The organism is Chitinophaga vietnamensis (assembly GCF_902167635.1).
In the GTDB taxonomy this organism is placed as follows: domain Bacteria; phylum Bacteroidota; class Bacteroidia; order Chitinophagales; family Chitinophagaceae; genus Chitinophaga; species Chitinophaga vietnamensis.
In genome coordinates, this window is record NZ_CABHMS010000003.1 from 274,047 (window position 1) to 295,535 (window position 21,489).

A 21,489-nucleotide genomic window follows, 5' to 3' on the forward strand; every position below is an offset into this window, starting at 1 on the left:
ACTCGTAATGACTAAAATATTTTCTCCATGCAAACGCCCGTTTCATTAAATAAATCCAATCCGTTACTGCCGGCAGAAGATTATAATGCGCTGCGCAAACAAGGGATCAAGTATATTGAGATGTTGTCGAGCGACATCTGGACGGATTATAACTTTTCAGATCCGGGCATCACCATACTGGAGGCCGTATGTTATGCCATCACCGATCTGGGCTACCGTAGCGGCTTTGAGCTCGGCGACCTCCTCGCGCCCGAACATCTTGCCGATGATACCTGGAAAGAGATCTTCTATACCGCCCGCCAGATCTTACACAATAATCCGCTTACGATCACCGACTACCGCAAGCTGTTGCTCGATATCAAAGGCATCCGCAATGCATGGATAGAGCCGGCCAAAGAGTATGAAGTGCCGCTGTGGATGGATTATAACACCGTCTCTGTAAAAGAACATCATTGCTCCTGCGAAGGCGATGCGCCGGAATTATGTTACGGAAAACTGGGCGTTACCGCCGTTACCGCCGACCAGGTGCAGGCTAACAGAACCAAAGAAAAAACTGATTTCGATCAACAGATCACCAGGATTGATGGCGAGCTTGCCAGGCTACAGCAGCGCATTGCAGACCTCAAAGTCGCCCTGAGCAACCACGATATCGACCCTACCACTCGCGCTGAATTAACACAGAAACAAGCAGACGCGCAAAAGGAAGTGGATAAACTTAATGCACTGAAAGAAGTGTTGCAGCGCGCGGAAAATTATCTTACCGCCACCGTCGCGCCGCCGAAAATAGTAGAGCTGGAAGGCTTGTACAGGGTGATGATAGAATATGAAGAAGATGTGCTGGCAGAAGATCATCGCGAGAATATCCGCACACAGGCGATGGACCGCCTGCTGCGCCACCGCAACCTCTGCGAAGATTTCCTGTCGGTGGACGCCGTGGAATACCAGGATGAAGGCCTGCAGGCTTACATTGAGCTGGAAGAATACGCCGACCCCGACGAAGTGGTGGCACAGCTGTTCTTCACCGTCTATAAATATTTCTCTCCGTCTATTCCCTTTTATACCATCGGGCAGATGATCGACAAAGGTTTCCAGGTAGATGAGATCTTTGAAGGCCCCGCCCTGAAACATGGATTTATGGTGGATGCAGATGTAGAGAATACAGACCTCTTCCGCGATATCCGTTTGTCGGATATCATCAATGAAGTGTCGGAGATCAGCGGTGTGAAAGCGATCACTTACCTGCATATCCCGGCAGATGAGAAAAGTGGTAAGGATAGCCGGTACTTTGCGGATTGGGTAGAAGCCCTCGGGCGCGAACGCAAGATCGCGCGCATCAGGCCGGACCTCTCAAAAGTACTGTGCTGCAAACAACGCGACCTGATCACCTACAACATGGGCCAGGCCAGCGATCGCCGCCCGGCGAGGATGCTCAAAATATTTGAAGACCTCAAAAAACTGGAACGCAAATACAAGCTCGAAGGCCAGCAGGTAGACTTTCCCGTGCCCGCCGGAGAATACATGGAACTGGAAAATTATTATCCCGTTACCTACTCATTGCCCATGTGCTACGGCGTTAGCGACCGCGCCGGCCTGCCAGGCAACGCCACCGAAAAGCAGAAGATACAAGCCTTGCAGCTCAGAGGCTACCTCATGTTCTTTGAACAGTTGCTGAAAGGACATCTTGTGCAGCTCAATCACCTGCGTGATCTCTTCCGCTTTGACAATACCGTAAAACATACCTATTTCACCAAACCCTTGCCAGCAACGGAATACCAAAACCTCGCCGATCTGCTGATCAATTTCGGCAATCATCCTGCTGATCATAAAGATGATATCATCAAGGATTTTGCCGGCGCCCTGCAAAGCATTACCGAATCACCGGAAACTTTCCTGCAACGCCGCAATACCTTCCTCAATCATATGCTCGCGCGCTTCAGCGAAGACCTCACCGAATATGAAACGCTTACCCGCTGGCTCACGCCCGCACACGTGGATGAAAAGCTGATCAACGACAAGATACGCATGCTGCAAAATGGCGAATACATCCACATCAGCTCCGACCGCGGCAAAGGATATAACTATGCCGACCAGACAGTCTGGGACACCGCCAATGTTTCCGGCGCCGAAAGAAGGGTGAGCCGCCTGCTGGGCTTTGCCAATGCCAATCGCCGTTCGCTCGCGCCAGACAGCATTACCAGCGAACCGGTGATGGTGCCCAACGAAAAAACCAAAGTGCCCGAATGGAAAGTGAACAAACGTGGCCAACATATAAATGTGGTCAAGTTGGTAGACACTGAACATAACAATACCGTGCTGCTCACCAGCGTGGAAGTAGCCGATGGCTGCTGCACCGATGAGTTGATGAGCGATATCCTGGCTAACGCCGATATCCGCCTGCATTACCGCTTTCACGACGACCTGAAACAACGCAGCCGCAAAACAGCCGGGCAGCTGGGCTCCTTCTGGTTTGAACTGTACGATGGCCCTGATCCAAGTACCGCGGTATTGCTGGCTACCGGCGAACGCTTTGAGAATAAAAACCTCCGCGAGGCTGCCTTCAAAAAGATCCAGCAACTGATCGCCAGGATCAATGCTAACGAAGGCCTGCATCTCGTAGAACACCTGCTGCTGCGCCCGCGCATCGATGTGATGTACAACGATGGCGATCCTGCTACACAGATACAACCCAGCCTGCTCGATACCTGCCTCGGTCTCTGCGACGTGAATATCGGCACGGATGAAAACACCGGCAAACCCGTGTACTGGAAGAAGATCACACGCATCCCGGCAGAAAAATGCTACGACAAAATGCCGTGGGTACTCGAATATTACCGGCTGCGCAAGAATAAAACATCCGGCAAAGATGAGCCACTGTCCGTGCTTTTCCAGGAAACATTCACAGACGAAAAGCAACTGCCTCACCTGCTGAAGTTCAGGCTGTATAGCAACATGACCCAACGCATCCTGGACTTGCAGGAATTTGGTTCCGAAAGGATCAATTACGAAATCGTGTCCAATGGCAAGGATGAATCCACCGGCGTGAAATATAAATTCGTTATCCATGGCGCCAAAGGTGCTGTGCTGGCGCAAAGCGCTTATCTCTATAATCAAAAAACGCAGTTACAACAGCAACAGGGCGTAACGATCGATGATGATATTGAAGACGAGATTGCAGGATTGATGACCTTTTTCAGTTATGAAATGGATTGGTACTGCAAGGCCAATCCCTGCGACAACGACGAAGATCCCTATTCTTTCCGGACCACCGTGGTGCTGCCTTGCTGGCCCAAACGCTTCAGGGACCTGACTTTCCGCAATTTCGTGGAAAAGACCATCCAGACAGAGTTTCCCGCTTATGTGCAAACGAAGATCGTATGGGTGGGCATCAACGAGATGAGCAAATTTGAACAAGCCTATAAAGACTGGCTCCTCGAAATGGCGCAAACAGAACTGCCTGGTTATGAAAAAACAAATCCATTAGTGGACGCCATCAATAACCTCGAAGGCTGCGGCGCCTGCGACGACAATTGTGATTAACCCGATAAACCATTACTATGTCTTTACACGTAGTGAACCGGCTGCAATTCATGACCAACTGCTACGATGAAGAGCAGGCGCTGAACCTGCGGCACAACTTTGCCCTCACCTTACAGGATCAGGTGATGGCAGCGCTGGACAAAGTTTGTTCTCGCTACGTGGGGGATGATGAGTTTATCCGGATCGACAAACTGGAAATCGACCTGGGGCATCTCAGCGCGCATGCTTTCTCGCGCGATTTTGAGCAACTGTTCACCGCTCGCCTGGAAGCCGCTATCAGTAAGGAATTGGCGGCTATGCCGGCAGGAGAGCGGAGCGCGGCTGCGCAGCTATCGCGCATAGAGATACTGCAATTTTTCCTTAGCCAGGGCGTGTTGCCCTGGTGGGCCGAACAACCTGATTTTCGCTTGCCTGACGTAGCCGCCACCGTATTGCTACAGCAGCCGGCAGCCATGAAACAGTGGCTGGGCGCACGCCGCAGCGAACAAAATATATGGACGAGGATCACCTGGCAACTGCCGCAGGAAGTAAAATCACTGATCATTTTTCAGATGGAAGAACTGATCGCCGCACAGGAACAACTGGTAGCCACCCTGGTACAAATGCTGATACAGGCCGCCGCCAGCGGCAAGATCAGCATAAACGGCACGCCTGCGCTGCTGCAACAACAGATCATCGCCGCTGCCGGCCCGCTCCTGGACGATATCATACTGGCAAACGCAGTGTACATCTTCCAAACATCTTCCATTGATCTCATCCAGCAAAAAATATTCAGCACCTATGCCCAACCTTTATTTGCAGCATTGCCGTTTACTATTCCGGATGCATTGATCGCGGAGCTATTGCAGGCATTGCCTGTGCCCGCCGCTGGTGATGTATCGCCTGAAATGCCCGCTGCACCGCTTCCTGCAACAACAGGCGCCGACGATTTGTTAAATAATTTATTCCGGCAAGATGAAGAGGTGATAGAGAAGATCGCGGTGCGGCATGCGGGTGTGGTATTGCTGACGCCATTCCTCAAGCAATTGTTCAGCACCCTGTCGCTGCTGGAAGGAAAGGATTGGAAAGACAAGGAATCGCAATACAAAGCCATACACCTGTTGCGTTTCCTGGCCACCGGCGAAACGATGGCGCCGGAATATAACCTGGCCCTGGAAAAGATCTGCTGTGGTTTGTCGCTCGATGAGCCGATACCCCTGGAAACCGCGCTGGACGACAATATGAAGGCAGAAGGGGAGGCGCTGTTAAGTTCGGTGATCGAGCATTGGCAGCTGTTGAAAAATACTTCTGTGAACGGGCTGAGAACATCGTTCCTGTGCCGCGACGGGCTGTTGTCGCGCAAAGATGGCGGCTGGCTGTTGCAGGTAGAACAGAAAACGCTGGATGTGCTGCTGAGTGGTATCCCCTGGGGATACTCCACGATCACGCTCTCCTGGAATCCTTATCTGATTTATGTAGAATGGTAAAATAACGTATATGGAACAACGGACAGGTAACCGGATCAATATGAATGCACAGAGCCTGGCGCTGGAAATCGCCTGGTTTGCCCGCGTGGTGAATGCGCGGCTGCGCACCTATTTTGGCTCGCAGCAACTCACAGATGTAGCGGTAGTGGGTGGCGGCAAATCCATCATCAACGGTAATGTGGTAGCAGAGGAAGATCTTACCCCGCCTGACTTTACGAATGATCAATCTGTATACGCGGAATTTGTACAATACTATAAACTCACCCGCGATGAGCGCCTGTTACTGATGCTCACCATTATCCCGCATGTGCAACCGCACCTGCTGGATGTATTTTTTTCTGTCAACAAAGCGCTTGCGCGTGGCTATACGGAGTTTGGCGGCATCAAGGGGAGCCGCCACAGTGGCTTCATCCCAACGGTAGAAACGGCGCTCTTCGTACTGGCGGGCAATGACCTGGCTGCCAGGTTTGCCTTGTACCGTCTCTTTGAACCAGATCACATCTTCTCCGCACATAATATTATCGCTATCGATAACAGTCAGGGAACAGAACCCTTTTACAGCAGTGTGATCAGCCTTTCGGCAGAATATGTAGATTTTTTTACTACCGGCAACCTGCGCAAACCGCAGTTCAGTCTTGAGTTTCCGGCGAGGCGCCTCGTTACGCGCATGGACTGGGACGACCTGGTGGTAGATGACCTCACCGCATTACAGCTCGATGAATTGCGTATATGGCTCAAACATGGTCATACCCTGTTTGAAGACTGGGGCATGAACCGCAAGCTGAAACCCGGCTACAAAGCGCTTTTCCACGGCCCGCCCGGAACAGGCAAAACGCTCACCGCCGCACTGCTCGGGAAACTGTATAATCTCGATGTGTACCGCATCGATCTTTCGATGGTGATATCAAAATACATTGGCGAAACAGAGAAGAACCTCGAAAAAGTATTTGCCAAAGCAGAAAACAAAAGCTGGATACTGTTCTTCGATGAAGCAGATGCCTTGTTCGGCAAACGTACCAGTATCAGCGATGCGCACGACAAATATGCCAACCAGGAGATCGCTTACCTGTTGCAAAGACTGGAAGACTATCCCGGCCTGGTAATCCTGGCATCCAATATGCGCAATAATGTAGACGAAGCATTTGTGCGTCGTTTGCAGAGTATCATTCATTTTCAGAAGCCACAGCCACGGGAGCGCCTTCGCCTCTGGAAGAGCGCTTTCAGCAAGGAATGCATACCGCCCGACGATCGCGCTATGGAGCGTATTGCGCACCAGTACGAGCTTTCCGGCGGCTCCATCATCAATGTGGTGCAGTTCGCCTCCTTGCAGGCATTGAACCGGCAGGACAATAAAATTACTGTTGAGGATCTTGTACAGGGGATAAAGAAAGAATTCAGGAAAGAAGGAAAAACCGTTTGAGATATGTCAGCACACGATACCGCCGCAATGCAGCCTGCATCCCCCGTGCCGGCTGCGCAAGCTGTTACAGAAAGCAAGCATGAACTCGGGCAGGAACCGCAGATGATGCGGCTGCCCTTGCAGTTCCGGTTGTCGGTAGGCGCCGTCGACGATCCGCTGGAAGCCGAAGCCGATGCGATGGCCGACAAGGTCATGCGCATGCCCGATCCCATGTTGATCCAGCGGAAGTGTGCGCACTGTGAAGCAGAAGAGCAGGTGCAACGTATGCCTGTGGCTAATTTCATCCAGCGTAAATGCGCACATTGCGAGGAAGAAGAGAAGACCGTGCGGCTCAAGCCCATGGATAGTTTCCTGCAACGCAAATGTGCGCATTGTGAAGAAGAGGAACAAAAAATACAGCGCAAAGCAGATGGCGGCGACAGCGTGGTGAGCAATGATACCGGCAATGCCATAGCGGCCACGCGCGGCCTGGGCAGCGCCCTGCCCGATGATACCCGCACTTTTATGGAAACCCGCTTCGGTACCGGGTTTGAAGATGTGCGCATCCATACCGGCGACTATGCCACAAAATTATCAAACGAATTAAGCGCCCAGGCCTTTACCATCGGCAATGATATTTATTTCAATAGCGGCAAATTCTCTCCGTCGTCAGATAGCGGTAAACACCTGCTGGCGCATGAATTGACGCACACGATACAGCAGGGGGGTAGCACTGCCCGCCGGAAGCCTGGTTTTCGTACATCCGGCGCCGTTATACGGCGTACACCGCTGGCGCACTCATGTGACTCGGCAGATATAATGGCTGCACCTGCACCGGTGCGTGAACAGAACTATTCACAACCGCAGGAGACAGGCTGTGAGAACCGGCGCAGAGCAGTTTTGCCGAATATCACAGATGGGCAAACGGAGACTACGCCCTATGTTATCCGTCTGTTGGTAGAGTGTCCTTGCCGTAACAGGGGAACCGCTGCTACAGGCACTTTCTGGGACCCTGATGCGAATAATTTCGCCATTGCTTTCAGTTATTGCCAGGGGCGAGGCAGAGCGGATCTTTATGCAGGGCTGTCAAATCTCGCCAACTCACTGTCGAGCGGATCAAGGCTCGCCGTTACCGGAAGAGCAGGCGTATCCGGTACCGTTGCCACGCGGCATATTACTATTAACGCCAGAGGAGAGGCGCAGGCGACCAACGAAGGCGCTGGAAGTATTCCTGAAGGAACGCCAGGTGTAGGTGGAATGCTCAGTTTTTCTTTCGAGCAGCAAGATGGCGCACAGATCCATGTTTCCGTGAGCATTGCTTATATAAGAAGATTGGGATTGCCTGATAATGCTGATCCTAACGAGGTAAGAGGCGCTTTGCTAATCGGTAATCCTCAGCTTCAGTTTCAGCTGGGCGTTACGCACACAGGTAATCCAGGTGGTGATAACCGGCGCGACAACAGCGAAACTGCTATAACGGGTGGACTCAGTGGAACATGGGAACATATACAACGTCCTGACTGTTACAATTGTAAATGTCCGCCGCCACATGCAGTATATGAGTGTATTGACTTCGTACCTGACAGAGAGGTACCGGATGAAGATTATACTATACATCCATCTTCTGATATCAATATATATTTTCACTATGATAGTATCGCTGCACCGGAAGAAAGCACCTTGCAACAGGAGAATAACCGCAACCTCCGCCTGATAAATGATCAGGTGCGGGCAGGCGCGCGGCTCTTGCTGATCCGCGGTTTCGCTTCGCCGGAGGGAAATGAGCGGGATCATAACCATGATCTTTCCGAAAGAAGGGCCGGAAGAACGGCGCAGTTGGTGAGGGAAACGATCAACAACCCGAACGTGTTCATCCCTGTTCCATATGCCGGAGATGAGTTGCTGGGGCACACCCCTGCCGCAACACCCAACAGCAGGTTGGGGGATATTATCACGGCCAATGGTTTCAGGTCAGCAGAAGATCTGTCGATGCTATTGACAGGGCCTGAAATAGCCAACAGGGATCTGTCTGCACAGTTTCTGTCCCTGTTCAGGGCTATCCCTGATCCGGATGATCGCTTAGCGCTTTTCGGTCTGAGATCCGATAGTCCGATTGCGCGCAGGGTACTTACTTCCATCACCGCGTTTGAAGCATCCGGCGGACGTGGTTATCGGCCATGGGAAAATGTATTCAGGTTATTGAGAGTGGGTATCGTACGCGTAGAACGTACAGAGGTAGTGCATCCTACTACCACGCATACGCAACGAGGTAGTGTCAGTGAGCCAGGGCGCTCGGTTTGTGATGAAAGAGCCAGGCAGGCGGAGGCCCGGAACTTGTTTGGCCCGATAGGAACTTCCCGTAAAACAGATGCAGAAGCAAGAGCTGAATGCGCAGAGCGGGGTGGCGATGAGCCTGAAGGCTGCAACTACCGCATGGGAAGGCCGCGCTTTACTCCCGGCAGATTGCCGGCGCCAGTGTTGTCTCCTTTCAATCCCGTCCCGATCGGACAACCAGCACAACAATAAAAATATCATATCATGGCGGTACAACTCACACCAGCCTTGGCTGGAGAATATCAGCAGCTCTTCGATAGCTGCATCATTACGGCCAGTAAGTATTCCACTGTGGATAGTTTGCTCGACAGGATGATGACGGGGAAAGACCGTTATGTGACGGTAGGCGATCCCCTGGGCATTCCCTGGTATTTTATTGGCATCCTCCATTGCCTGGAGGCGGGCTTTAATTTCAATACGCACTTACACAATGGCGATCCGCTGACGGCGCGTACCGTGCATGTGCCGAAAGGCAGGCCATTGGTGGGCGATCCGCCTTTTACCTGGGAAGAAAGCGCCACCGACGCGCTCACCATGGAAGGTTTTGTGGGGCAGCAGCAATGGGGCGTACCCAATATGCTGTATGATTTTGAACGTTATAATGGCTTCGGCTACCGGGCCAGGGGCATCAACTCACCTTACCTGTGGGCTGGCTCGCAACATTATACGGCCGGCAAATTCACTGCTGACGGCGTTTTTGACCCGAATGCCGTTTCTACACAGATCGGCGCCGCCGTACTACTCCGACGTATATACGAAAGACAGTGGGTACAATCGCAAACCGATGTGGTATCGCAGGTAAAGGCGCTGGGTGCACAAGTGCCTTTCGATCCCAACACCTACAACGATCAGGCATTGCAGCTGCAATCGTTGCTGAATACCCTGGGGATGAACCTGCGTGAAGATGGCTATGCCGGCAACAGAACATCCGGCGCTTATCAGCATGTTACCGGATCATATTTGCAGGGTGATCCGAGGAGCAATAGTTAGGCGCCTCCGATTACCATCAGCGGGATGGTGGTGCTATAGGCCAGGCGTTTGGTGACGCTTTTGTGGAAGAGGTCTTCAAACAGGCCATGGTGGCCGGGCAGGGCGAGGAGCATATCCGCTTCCTGGCCGCTGGCAAAAGCAAGGATATCTTTTGCTATATTTTTTTCAGGGATGGTATGATAGCTGATATCAGGCAGCTGCAGCCACTGTTGTAATTCCTGGCGCGCGGCGGCGAGGTGGCTGTCGGCGCCTGCATGTACCACTATCAGCCGGGCGCCGAGGGCTTTCACATGGGTATTGATCGCGGCCGCCTGCCTGCTGAGGAGCGGCTGGCGGGAGTTATAGGCCAGCAACACTTTACGGACGGGCTTCCAGTTGGCCTTTTCCGGAATGATGATAACGGGAACGCTTATACGCTGTGCAACGGCCAGGGTATTGCTACCTATGAGATGCTGGCCGATAGTGCCTTTACCGGTGATGCCCATCACCACCAGCTGTATGCCCTGTATATCGATGATCTGCTCCATGCCATCCACCAGGGGCAGGGCATCCGTTTCAAAATGAATGGTGGTGCTGTCGGGCACCGTGCCGGAAAATTTGTCTTTCGCCGTCTGCATCTCCTGTAGCACGTTATGACGGAAAGCGCTGTCGTCTTCCGGCAGTATCGGCATGGGAATGCCGGTCACCATCGACGTATAGTAGGAGTGATAGCAAATGATGGTGGCGTCGGCATATTGCGACGACAAGCTAACAGCATATTGTGCCGCATTGAAGGCGGTATCGGAAAAATCTGTAGGAACAAGTATTTTCATGATCAGTTCAGCTAAGTGCTTTCGTTGTTAAACAAAAGTACTCGTGTGAAAGTTCATCGCCGCTGATATTCCGCAGGAGATAGGCTGATATTTATCAGGTCATTTCCGTCCATGCCTGCCGGCCTTTGGCAGTGAGGTAAGGGTAGAAGAGATGGCAAAACAGGCGGTGGTAGTGCTTTACGGCCTTCTTGCCCTTGAGGTTGAGTTTAACTTCGTTGTGCGAAAGCCAGAAATCTGCCACAATATATAATACTTCGGTGATCAGTTCTCTCCATATCTCCTCAGGAATATCTTTCCTGAAAATGCCTTTGTTGCGGTAGATATTGAACAGGTGCATCAGCTGATCCTGCCGGATCTTGTCGAGATTGCTATACTCGGTTTTGATGGCAGGGATGCGGCGGGTGATCTCTACAAAATGCAGGAAGATGAAACGGTATTGATAAAAGGTGTCGAATACCTGCTCTGTTTGTTCCATGAGCCGGCGGAAACTATATTCCTGTTCCAGCGTCATGTTGTTGATATGTGCCGACATGGCCTCTATCAGCTGCCTGAACAGTGCGGTGATGATCTCGTCGTTATTCTTGTAATGATATTGCAGGTTGCCGTGGCTCATATCCAGCGCCTTGGCGATATGACGGATAGTGATCACATCGATGCCCTGCTCGTTGAACAGCTGCAGGGCTGCGTCCAGTATTCGCTCTTTTGTCGTCATTCGTAAATGTTAAAATTAGTACAAATGTACTATTTTATCTTTTTTTCCCGTTTATATTTGAAGCTAAACCTTTTGAGATGATAAACGACAGAGTCAAGATCAGCAAAACGGAAGTGTTGTCGGACAACTGGTATACCTTGCGGAAGGTGACCTATGATTACCTGAAGAAAGACGGCAGCTGGCAAACACAGAGCCGTGAAGCGTATGACCGGGGTAATGGCGCGGCCATACTTTTGTATCATCCGCAGCAACATACGGTGATCCTTACACGACAATTCCGCTTACCCACTTTTATCAATGGCAACCCGGACGGCATGCTGATCGAAGCTTGCGCGGGCCTGCTGGATAAGGATAATCCGGAAGATTGTATCCGCCGCGAAACTGAAGAAGAAACCGGTTTCCGCATCAGCGATGTGCGCAAAGTGTTTGAAGCGTATATGTCGCCCGGCTCCGTTACCGAGATACTTTATTTTTTCGTAGCCGCCTACAATGCCGATATGCAGGTCCATGACGGCGGCGGCATTGCACATGAACAAGAGGAGATCGAAGTGCTGGAGATCTCCATCGACCGGGCGATGCAGATGATCGACAGCGGCGAGATCCGTGATGGCAAAACGATCATGCTCCTGCAACATGTGAAGCTCAAAGGCCTGGTATAGGAAAAAATAATGCATGTTATTATTTTGATATATTTTAATTGAATTGCTTAATTTTATGACCGTTATTCAGTAGTTTTCAGGTGCAGCAGCGATGAGCTGCTGCACTTTTATGGAGGTTGGATACAACCGATTCCTATATCCCTATGAGGCCGATCCTGCTTTTTATCTTTGTATTGATGCCACTGGCTGTCTGTGGACAGGCAGCGCCGCCGGCGCCGAAGAAAAAGAAGTATGAAACGGAATTTCAGATGAAAGAAGGCAGCTATCTTGCCTTTGCGCAGGTGAACCTGAGCCTGGGGGAGATCGGTTTCAAAGTAGAAGTAACGAACGAGCATAAACAGAAAGGCTCCCGCCTTGAATTTCGGATCGACAAGCCCAAAGGCAAGATCATCGGCACTTTACCTATTCCTTATACCGGCGATACCACTTATGCGCTGAAGCTCACCGGCAACCTGCGGCATGCTGAAGGGGTGCATGATCTCTACCTCGTAGCCAAAGGCAGCGTGCCTTTCAGCATCACTTCCTTCAGCTTTATTTATAATTATTAGTATAGCCATTCCCGTTAGTAACAAAATTTTTTTGGAGAATTGAAACAGGTGCTTATCTTTGCGCTCCTGAAACACAAAACCTGTTGCCCAGATGGCGAAATTGGTAGACGCACTGTGTTCAGGTCGCAGCGCCTGCAAGGGTGTGCTGGTTCGAATCCAGTTCTGGGCACGTTTCTACAAAATGATCAAAAAAGGCTACAACTGTAGCCTTTTTTGCGTTAATAGCATCTCTGCTTTATAATAATTATTTCTGCTGAAATTTAATTACTTCAATGTACTGTTTGTTAAGATGATCAAAGTCGCTGTCAATTGTGAGAAGCTTTGCTTTGGCTACATAAGCAGTAGCCGCGATCCAAAGATCATTCTTGCCCATTGTTCTTGCTGATACGTTGTTTATAGCATTACTTGGAAGTTTCCCTTTGCTATATGCATCAATTGTTGAATATGCATCTAAAAGGTCAGCGTCACTGGAGTTAATATCAATGACGATGATTTTATTGATTAGCCTTTGAATTTTATGTTTTTTACTATCTCCCCAGTTGTTCTGCTGAGCAAAAGATAATATCTCCCCATACGAAACAACAGAAATCATAGGCATACAATCTTTTGCTGTTAAATTTTCCTGGGCTTCAATATCTTTATATAAATTGCTTTGCCGGGCATAATGCACAAGTATCCCCGTGTCTAATAGATATCTTCTCATTAATCAAGCGCCTTTAATATTTCATCAATATCTTCTTCTCCTGGCCACTGGCCAACAATTTCACCAAGATGGTTACTGTTTTTTAGTTGTCTTTGTTGTCGGGAAATCTGTTGTTCAACGGTTTCTTTTTTGGAGGCCTTTGAGAAGTATTTATCGGCTTCGGATGGCTCAAATATTTTTTCGATAAATATGAAAGATAAGCGTCCATTGGGCTGGTAATGTGCCTTGCCTGAAATTGTCAGATTTTTTCCCCAATACTTTGAAATTTCTTCCGGTTCAAGAGCATCATTTAATATACCATTAACCAGGCCGTCTTCGGTTGCAATATTTACTCTTGATTTTGAATATTTGAGTTCATCGACGATTCCATTAACGATAATCTCTTGCGGCTCAGGAATACTCTCTTCTAATTTTTGGATTCTTTTAATATCACTTCGTTTTATCTGCAATTCTGGTGTGCTACCTTGGTTTGAAAAGATTATAGACTCATTTTCTTCACAGAAAATTTTTTCAAAGCTTTTAAGTTTTTTTAGTAACCCTTTATCTAAATAATTTGTGCCGTTTTGATAATTAATGGCATGTCTGAAAGACTCAATAACCAGCGTCATAGGCGTCTGTTCAGGTAATACATCAAGAATTCCCGGATTGAAAACATCACCTTGCTGTCCCGCTAATGTATCTTTAAATGTATCACATTCTAATTGTAAAATTGTTGATCCTTTTTTTAAATCAGCCAAATGTATTTTTATAGCATTGGAGATTCGTTCATTTTTTCTTCCACTTGCAAAACTTATCCCTGTTAATCTGATTCTTAACGCACCACTTGCGATATCGGTAATAGCTTGGGCCAAATGTACCAGCCTGTGCAGCTCTATTTTCCCGTTATCTTCATTCGCGCCGGAAAGTTTAATTTCATATTTCATGAGAGGGTTATTAAAATCACACTAATGTATGCATTCTATACTCTTGTAAGAAGGCCACCATGCCTAAATTACATAAAAAGATTCAAATGTGAATATTTCGATTCATGCTGGAAAGTAGCCACCTGATGAATTTGAGAAATTTATATTGAAAAATACTGTTTAATTGGTTGACACATCTTTGTATTGCAAACCCATCAGCTCAGTTATTAATCCAGATTACCCCCAATTCTTAATATAGGTTATTGACGATATGGGTTCAAAGCTTGAGTTTTGCCTTGTCTTCAGCATCATTGGTAAAACAATCCCAACCGCATGCTGGTTAATTATTCATTCCATTATTCACTGTCAATTAAACTCAAGCAACATGAACAAGATCACTGTTAAAGACGGCACCGAAATTTACTACAAGGATTGGGGCACAGGTCAACCCCTCGTTTTCCATCATGGCTGGCCATTATCAAGCGATGATTGGGATGCGCAAATGATTTTTTTCCTGAACCAGGGCTTCCGGGTGATAGCCTTCGATCGCAGGGGCCATGGGAGGTCCAGCCAAACAGCTATCGGACATGATATGGATACCTACGCAGCAGATGTAGCGGAACTGGTGACTGCCCTTGATTTAAAGAATGCCGTACATATCGGGCATTCGACAGGCGGGGGAGAAGTGATCCGTTATGTAGCCAAGCACGGAAAAGGCCGGGTAGCCAAGGCGGTGCTGGTGAGCGCCGTTACGCCGATCATGGTACAGAATGAAAACAATCCCGATGGCGTGCCGCTGTCGGTATTCGATGAAATCCGCGCCAATACTGCCGGCAGCCGTCAGCAGTATTTCCAGGATTTTACGATTCCATTCTATGGCTACAACCGGGAAGGCGCTAAAAAATCACAAGGTATTATGGACAACTGGTGGCGCCAGGGAATGATGGGAGCCATTAAAGCCCATTATGATTGTATCAAGGCTTTTTCAGAAACAGATTTTACGGAAGATCTTAAAAGCGTTGATATTCCGGTATTAGTGATGCATGGCGAAGATGATCAGATTGTACCTTTTGCAACCACCGGTGTGAAGGCCGCCAAACTGCTGAAGAATGGCCGCCTGATCTCCTATCCGGGTTTCCCGCATGGTATGCCCACTACCGAAGCGGCTACCATCAATGCTGACCTGCTGGCTTTCATAAAAGAATAGTCGTCAACGTTATCATTTGAAAAAATGGCCGGGAATTATTCCCGGCCATTTTATTTCCATATGAATTATTTATCCTGAGAAAATATCATGAGGCAACCCGCGTTAATAATTTACCGTATATTTAAAATTGTCATTTTAACATTTATTTTAATTGAATAACCTGTGAAATTTATGAACATAGGCGCCATTGGAGGAATCCTGCTTTTTTTCCTGGTAGCATCATGCAGAAAAGAGATGGTCAATGCTACAGGAAGACAGACCTTGAACAATCATGATACTGTTTTTGTGCATCCCGGATTATTGCACAAACAATCTGATTTCGATCGCATGAAAGCCAAAGTGGGCGCGGGAGCGGAGCCCTGGCTATCCGGCTGGAACCAGCTGACCGCTAACCCGCACAGCGCCCTTAGCTGGCAGCCTAACGCGACAGATACTATTTACCGGGGCGATGATGGTACCCATCATCAGAATTATGGTCAGCTGTATAACGATGTTGCCGCTGCCTACGCTACGGCATTGAGATGGAAGGTCTCTGGCGATAAACGATATGCCGATAAATCGATACAGATCATGAACGCATGGTCGGCCAAACTAAAGCGCATCGGCGGTAATAACGACGCCAATCTTGCAGCAGGGCTTTATGGTTATCAATTTGCCAACGCGGCAGAAATAATGAGAACGTATGAAGGTTGGGCGCCAGCGGACTTCTCCAGGTTCCAGCAAATGATGCTGCATGTTTTTTATCCGATGAACCATGGATTCCTCACGAGAAGGGAAAAGTGTATGAGCCATTTCTATGCAAACTGGGATCTCTGTGTGATGAACTCCATCCTGGCTATCGGCGTATTGTGCGACGACCGGGACCTCTATAATGAAGCGATCAACTATTTCAAGTATGGCGCAGGAAACGGCGCTATCACCAACGCCGTTTATTTTATTCACCCCGACGGCCTGGGCCAATGGCAGGAAAGTGGCCGTGATCAAGGACATACCACGCTCGGCATTGGTTTGATGGGCGCATTTTGTGAAATGGCATGGAACCAGGGCGATGATATGTATGGTTACGATGACAACCGTTTTTTGAAAGGAGCGGAGTATGTAGCTGCCTATAATCTCGGCGATTCGGTTGCTTTTAAACCCTACACCAATTGCGTGGGTGTTGTACAAAATGTTATCAGCAGCGGCAGCCGGGGAAATACCCGTCCTGTTTGGGAATTGGTATATAATCACTATGTAAACCGCAAGGGATTGGCTGCTCCGAACTGCGCGCGCTTTGCCCAGAAAACACGCCCCGAAGGCGGCGGCGGAAATTATGGTCCCAACAGCGGCGGCTTTGATCAACTTGGTTATGGAACGTTAACCTGCTCACTGAAATAAAACGCATGGCCGGATATGACGCCTTGTTGTCCTTCACAGAAAGGGCAACAAGGCGTAATTTTGCGGGATGACTAAAAGAATTATTTTCATCCTGCCTCCGTTGGTAGAGCTCCTGGATCTGGCCGGCCCGGCCCAGGTATTCAGAGAAGCAAGCCTGATGGGGATTCCGCTTGACATTGCATTCTATGCAGTAGATCAGCGACCTGTCAGCGCCGCCGGCCTGCCTTTTGGAAAAATCAGCCATTACCGGAAAGCCATATTAAAGGAAGGCGATTTTATCTTTATTCCAGGCTTCTATTTTGAAGGCCTGAAAAGACGCCCCAATATTGAAACCTCATTTTTTCGCTGGCTGAGCGACTGTGCTGCCCGGAAGATCAATATCTGTTCTGTTTGCAATGCCGCCTTCATCCTGGGCAACGCCGGCCTGCTGGACGGCCGTGAATGCACCACGCACTGGAGAAGCACTGGTCTCCTGCAAAGCATGTTTCCCGCTGCCCGCGTACTTACTGATGTATTGTTCGTAAAGAGCGGAAATATCTATACCAGCGCGGGCATCAGCTCCGGAATTGATATGGCTTTATCTATCCTGGAAGAATGGGAAGGACCATTGGTAGCTAACCAGGTGGCCAGGGGACTGGTGGTATATCACCGCAGGAGCGATAAGCATCAGCAACAGAGCATCTATCTCGATTACAGAAATCACATCCACCCGAAGATTCACCAGATGCAGGATTATATGATCAACCATCTGCATCAGTCTTTGACGGTAGAAACATTGTCTGAACGTTTCAATAGCAGCGTTAGAAACCTCACCAGGATTTTTAAAGAAGCCACCGGGGTAACGATCAACGAATATCTTACCCTGCTCAGGGTAGAGAAAGCAGCTGCGCTGCGCAATAACCCGGATTATACCATCACAAAAATAGCTGCGGAATGCGGATTCAAGTCTGCCCGGCAATTACAACGCATATTAAAAAAACATGGCAAAAGTGAGCAATAGAAAAGTAACGTACGGCATCCTACTGATGACCGGCATGGCAGTGATCTGGTTTTTTTACGCCTGCGCCCCCGTGCGGGAGTTTATGAGATGGAAAACATTTGAGGGGCATGCCAGCTTCAGCCGCCAGGGGCCAGGCTTTGACGCTACCAAAGAAACTGTGATACTGATCGCAGATAATGAAGGAACGGAGATCTTCGACCTGATGGCGCCGTATTATCTCTTCAGCGCTACCGGAAAAGCAAATGTATATGTGGTGGCCATGAGAAAAGAACCCGTTATCATACGAAAAGGTCTTTTCCTGTTGCCGCATTTTTCCTTTGATGAATTTGATTCCACCGGCATCAATGCCAGGGTGATCGTTATTCCTAACTTGTCGGCGATGGATGCCCGCCACCAGCATCCCGGGATCGTTAATTGGATAAAAAAACACTATCACGATACAACTATCATGCTTTCTGTTTGTGATGGCGCCTTGACGGCAGCAGCCACCGGCATCTATGATGGACAGCCGCTTACAGCCCATGCATCTGATTTTGCAGCCATCCGGAAGCAGTACACCCAACCACTATGGGTGAATAACAGGCGCGTAACCCGCAGTGGAAACCTGTATAGCACCGCCGGCGTTTCCAACGCTACGGATGGCGCGCTTTCCATCATTGATACCCTCTTCGGCCGTCAAACGATGTTGCACGTAAGCGGCTTGATCAACTATAACGTTTCTCCTCAACAAACAGCGCACAAGAGCATGCCCGTTGACTTCGGTGATAAAATAGCCATCGCCAAAAAAGTATTGTTCGGGAAAAACAGGAAGATCGGCGTATTATTACAGGATGGCGCCAATGAGCTGGAACTGGCTGCGGTATTGGATACGTATAACCGGACTTTTCCCCGGTCACTGGAAAGCGTAACATTGACAAATAACAGCATCATAACAGGCTATGGACTTACATTATTGCCCACCGCCAGCCTGGATAAATTCCATCCGGATGAACTGCATGCCCTGCACCCGGTTCCATCCCTGTCGGCAACTGCTGTAGTCGTTAACTATGACCGCCCAAAGCCCCGGTATATCATAGATGCTTGTCTGGAAAGGATTCAGCAGCAATACGGCACGCGATACACCGAAGTGGTGAAACGATTGCTCGACTATAATTAATGCATTTAAAAACCCATTGCATCCACCTGTTTTTTGTAATTCCCCGGCGATATGCCAGTAATTTTTTTGAAAATTTTGGAGAAGTAAAAAACATTTTCAAAACCTGTTTGTGTGGCAATTTCGGTGAACGTCATCTGGGTCGTCACCATCAGGTATTGCGCCCGCTCAATTCTTTTCTCCTGTATATATTTTACGGGCCTTTCTCCGGTATGTTGCAAGAAAAGACGGGAAAAATAATCGGTATGCAGGTTGGCCCTTTTCGCCAGCACGCCTACCGACAGATCGCGATGTAAGTTTAACTGGATATGACTGATGGCATTCAGAATTTTTGCAGGCACCTGCTGCGTATCGTTGTATTTAAACGTGCTTCGCGTCAGAAAGCGTGAAACCAGTTGGAGCAGGATGCCATGCGTTTCCGTAAATGTGGACATGCTTTGCCGGTTGTTAAGATCCTGGTAGGCTTTGTAAAAAGTATCCTTTTCGTATACCTTCGGATTGTCGGAACCATTGATGCCCCTGCCCGGATTAATTTCCAATAGCCGCTTAAAGTTAAGGATATCAATTTCCGTTGCTTTTACCTTCGAAATAGATCTGTTGTTTTCAAATAGTGAAATACCATCCGAAGACTCTTCAAAAAACTGGACAAAATACTGGCTGAGATAGTGCGGGCATAGCAGGTTGCATAGCGTGAAGCTCGGTATGATATACAGGAAGCCGGGCTCCAGGCGTGTTTTTGCGGCCGCATCCCATATCTCTCCGGCTCCGCCGTCAATATAGTATATCCTGAAATACGGGCTGATCACATTTTTGTAATTCCATTTGGAACCGAGCTTCACATGATCGACGTTCAACAGCGTGAAGGTTTGTTTGAGTGTTCTTTTGATCATGCTTAAATAATTGTTAGCATCGCAATGATAATAAAAAGTCGGATTTGTATAAAAAAAAGTCTAATTAAGCTAAATGTTGGGCAGGTATTTCAGAGTAAGTTTGACGGATCAATGAAGGCGCGCTGTTGCCGGTAAAAAATAAATTCCATGAAAAGAAGAACGCTGATAAAAGGGTTAGCTGCGGGCGTATCCTCCCTCTATCTATCTAATCTTTATGCACGCAGTATATTAAATGCCCAATCCATTCCACGTTTGGCGCCAGGTCCATTTCAACCTACCTGGGATTCATTGGGTCAATACCAGGTGCCCGACTGGTTCCGGGATGCAAAGTTTGGCATCTGGGCGCACTGGGGCCCGCAATGCCAGCCCGAGCGCGGCGATTGGTACGCCCGCGGCATGTACCAGGAAGGAAGCGACCAATATAAATATCATCTTGAGAAATACGGCCATCCTTCGAAGTTTGGCTTCAAGGACGTGATCCATGAGTGGAAGGCAGAGAACTGGCAGCCGGAAGAGCTGCTTGCCTTATACAAAAAAGCCGGCGCCAGATATTTTATGGCCATGGCCAACCACCACGATAATTTCGACTTATACGATAGCAAATACCATTCATGGAATTCGACGAAGCTTGGTCCTAAAAAAGATCTCATAGGGGGCTGGGCAAAAGCAGCCAGGAAACAGGGCTTGCCGCTTGGCGTGGCCGTTCATGCTTCTCATGCCTGGACCTGGTACGAAGTGGCGCAACGCTCCGATAAAAGCGGCCCTTATGCCGGCATCCCTTATGATGGCAAGCTGACTAAAGCCGATGGCAATGGCAAGTGGTGGCAAGGATATGATCCGCAACAGCTGTATGCACAAAATCATGCACTGAGCAAAGACAGTTTGAATGATAACAGCATGGCAGGCTACTGGGATTGGGGCAATGGCGCCAATGTGCCCACTAAAGCTTACTGCGACAGCTTTCTAAACCGGACCATTGACCTCATCGATAAATATGATCCGGAACTCGTTTATTTTGATGACAACGCCTTACCGCTTTGGCCAATAAGCGATGCGGGATTAAAAATAGCTGCGCATCTCTATAACACCAGTATCAAAAAATACGGAAAATTGCAGGCCGTCCTGTTCGGAAAAAGGTTGAACGAACAGCAACGCAAATGTATGGTATGGGATATTGAGCGCGGACAAAGCAACCAGATAGAACCACTGCCCTGGCAAACGGATACCTGTATCGGCAGCTGGCATTACGACCGTCGCCTGTTTGATAACAAAGGCTATAAGAGCGCTAAAACAGTCATACATTCATTGGTGGATATCGTCAGTAAAAATGGTAATCTCCTGCTGAATGTTCCGGTACGTGGAGATGGTACAATCGACAGCGAAGAGCGTGCAGTGGTGGAACAGGTGGCCGACTGGATGAAGGTCAACAGTGAAGCCATCTACAGCACACGCCCCTGGAAAATATTTGGAGAAGGCCCCGCCACGGAATCGGTAACTGCCCTGAACGTTCATGGTTTCAATGAAGGAAAAGGCAAACCATTTGTAGCGGAAGACATTCGCTTCACCACCAAAGGGAAAACCTTGTACGCAGTGATGTTGGGCTGGCCGGCTAATAATACCATCACCGTAAAGGCCCTGGCTGAAAACAACCAGGTAGGGAAAGTGAGCCAGGTAAGCCTGCTCGGGAACGACAAGCTGCATTTTCAGCAAACATCCGATGGCCTGAAAGTACAGCTGCCGGAGCAAGCACCCTGTAAAGAAGCCTTTGTATTGAAAATTGAAGGAGCGATCGTCTGAAAA

17 protein-coding genes and 1 tRNA gene are annotated in these 21,489 nt (G+C 48.9%); 13 read left to right on the plus strand and 5 right to left on the minus strand.

Annotated features, from left to right (window positions below):
• Window positions 1-27: 27 nt before the first annotated feature.
• From FPG75_RS09260 to FPG75_RS09280, 5 genes are read left to right on the plus strand one after another with little or no spacing between them, the layout of a single operon-like run.
• Window positions 28-3,537, plus strand: coding sequence for a hypothetical protein (locus FPG75_RS09260; protein WP_143306504.1), 3,510 nt, complete (start codon window positions 28-30; stop codon window positions 3,535-3,537).
• A 17-nt stretch (window positions 3,538-3,554) separates the two neighbouring features.
• Complete coding sequence (locus FPG75_RS09265) at window positions 3,555-5,003, plus strand: contractile injection system tape measure protein (RefSeq protein ID WP_143306505.1); 1,449 nt, start codon at window positions 3,555-3,557, stop codon at window positions 5,001-5,003.
• A gap of 10 nt (window positions 5,004-5,013) precedes the next feature.
• Window positions 5,014-6,423, plus strand: a complete 1,410-nt coding sequence (locus FPG75_RS09270; protein ID WP_143306506.1) for an ATP-binding protein — start codon at window positions 5,014-5,016, stop codon at window positions 6,421-6,423.
• Window positions 6,424-6,426: 3 nt separating this feature from the next.
• Window positions 6,427-8,928 carry an eCIS core domain-containing protein gene (locus FPG75_RS09275; protein WP_143306507.1) on the plus strand — a complete coding sequence of 834 codons (2,502 nt, stop codon included), beginning with the start codon at window positions 6,427-6,429 and terminating at the stop codon, window positions 8,926-8,928.
• Between the two features lie 12 nt (window positions 8,929-8,940).
• A complete protein-coding gene (locus FPG75_RS09280; protein ID WP_201747918.1) occupies window positions 8,941-9,726 on the plus strand; it encodes a hypothetical protein in 786 nt (261 codons plus the stop codon).
• Here the strand turns inward: FPG75_RS09280 and FPG75_RS09285 are convergent.
• Complete coding sequence (locus FPG75_RS09285) at window positions 9,723-10,538, minus strand: universal stress protein (protein WP_143306509.1); 816 nt, start codon at window positions 10,536-10,538, stop codon at window positions 9,723-9,725. The genes FPG75_RS09280 and FPG75_RS09285 overlap by 4 nt on opposite strands.
• A gap of 94 nt (window positions 10,539-10,632) precedes the next feature.
• The gene (locus FPG75_RS09290; protein ID WP_143306510.1) at window positions 10,633-11,250 is read right to left on the minus strand and encodes a TetR/AcrR family transcriptional regulator; all 618 of its coding nucleotides are present in this window, start codon (window positions 11,248-11,250) and stop codon (window positions 10,633-10,635) included.
• Between the two features lie 77 nt (window positions 11,251-11,327).
• On the opposite strand from FPG75_RS09290, the gene nudK reads away from it, so the two are divergent.
• The 3 genes from nudK (at window position 11,328) to FPG75_RS09305 (ending at window position 12,626) form a co-directional block, all read left to right on the plus strand.
• Window positions 11,328-11,909, plus strand: coding sequence for a GDP-mannose pyrophosphatase NudK (gene nudK, locus FPG75_RS09295; protein WP_143306511.1), 582 nt, complete (start codon window positions 11,328-11,330; stop codon window positions 11,907-11,909).
• Window positions 11,910-12,052: 143 nt separating this feature from the next.
• Window positions 12,053-12,457, plus strand: a complete 405-nt coding sequence (locus tag FPG75_RS09300) for a carbohydrate-binding protein (RefSeq protein WP_143306512.1) — start codon at window positions 12,053-12,055, stop codon at window positions 12,455-12,457.
• 85 nt (window positions 12,458-12,542) lie between these two features.
• Window positions 12,543-12,626, plus strand: a tRNA-Leu gene (locus FPG75_RS09305).
• A gap of 75 nt (window positions 12,627-12,701) precedes the next feature.
• Here the strand turns inward: FPG75_RS09305 and FPG75_RS09310 are convergent.
• Together FPG75_RS09310 and FPG75_RS09315 are read right to left on the minus strand one after the other, a co-directional pair.
• On the minus strand, window positions 12,702-13,160 hold the full coding sequence (locus FPG75_RS09310) for a type II toxin-antitoxin system VapC family toxin (RefSeq protein ID WP_143306513.1): 459 nt from the start codon (window positions 13,158-13,160) through the stop codon (window positions 12,702-12,704).
• Window positions 13,160-14,083 carry a hypothetical protein gene (locus FPG75_RS09315; RefSeq protein WP_143306514.1) on the minus strand — a complete coding sequence of 308 codons (924 nt, stop codon included), beginning with the start codon at window positions 14,081-14,083 and terminating at the stop codon, window positions 13,160-13,162. The genes FPG75_RS09310 and FPG75_RS09315 overlap by 1 nt, the downstream gene beginning before the upstream one ends.
• 364 nt (window positions 14,084-14,447) lie before the next feature.
• Here FPG75_RS09315 and FPG75_RS09320 point away from each other — a divergent pair, with 364 nt between their 5' ends.
• From FPG75_RS09320 to FPG75_RS09335, 4 genes are all read left to right on the plus strand, one after another.
• A complete protein-coding gene (locus FPG75_RS09320; RefSeq protein WP_143306515.1) occupies window positions 14,448-15,269 on the plus strand; it encodes an alpha/beta fold hydrolase in 822 nt (273 codons plus the stop codon).
• Window positions 15,270-15,440: 171 nt separating this feature from the next.
• Window positions 15,441-16,646: an alginate lyase family protein gene (locus FPG75_RS09325; protein WP_236652910.1), complete on the plus strand. Its 1,206-nt coding sequence runs from the start codon at window positions 15,441-15,443 to the stop codon at window positions 16,644-16,646.
• A gap of 67 nt (window positions 16,647-16,713) precedes the next feature.
• The gene (locus FPG75_RS09330; protein WP_143306516.1) at window positions 16,714-17,646 is read left to right on the plus strand and encodes a GlxA family transcriptional regulator; all 933 of its coding nucleotides are present in this window, start codon (window positions 16,714-16,716) and stop codon (window positions 17,644-17,646) included.
• Window positions 17,627-18,802 (plus strand): DJ-1/PfpI family protein, encoded by a 1,176-nt coding sequence (locus FPG75_RS09335; RefSeq protein ID WP_143306517.1) that lies wholly within the window; start codon window positions 17,627-17,629, stop codon window positions 18,800-18,802. Before FPG75_RS09330 ends, FPG75_RS09335 begins: the two co-directional genes overlap by 20 nt.
• A gap of 5 nt (window positions 18,803-18,807) precedes the next feature.
• Here FPG75_RS09335 and FPG75_RS09340 read toward each other — a convergent pair whose 3' ends face one another.
• Window positions 18,808-19,689 (minus strand): helix-turn-helix domain-containing protein, encoded by an 882-nt coding sequence (locus FPG75_RS09340; protein WP_143306518.1) that lies wholly within the window; start codon window positions 19,687-19,689, stop codon window positions 18,808-18,810.
• A gap of 147 nt (window positions 19,690-19,836) precedes the next feature.
• Between FPG75_RS09340 and FPG75_RS09345 the strand changes: the two genes are divergently transcribed.
• The gene (locus tag FPG75_RS09345; RefSeq protein ID WP_143306519.1) at window positions 19,837-21,486 is read left to right on the plus strand and encodes an alpha-L-fucosidase; all 1,650 of its coding nucleotides are present in this window, start codon (window positions 19,837-19,839) and stop codon (window positions 21,484-21,486) included.
• Window positions 21,487-21,489: the final 3 nt, after the last annotated feature.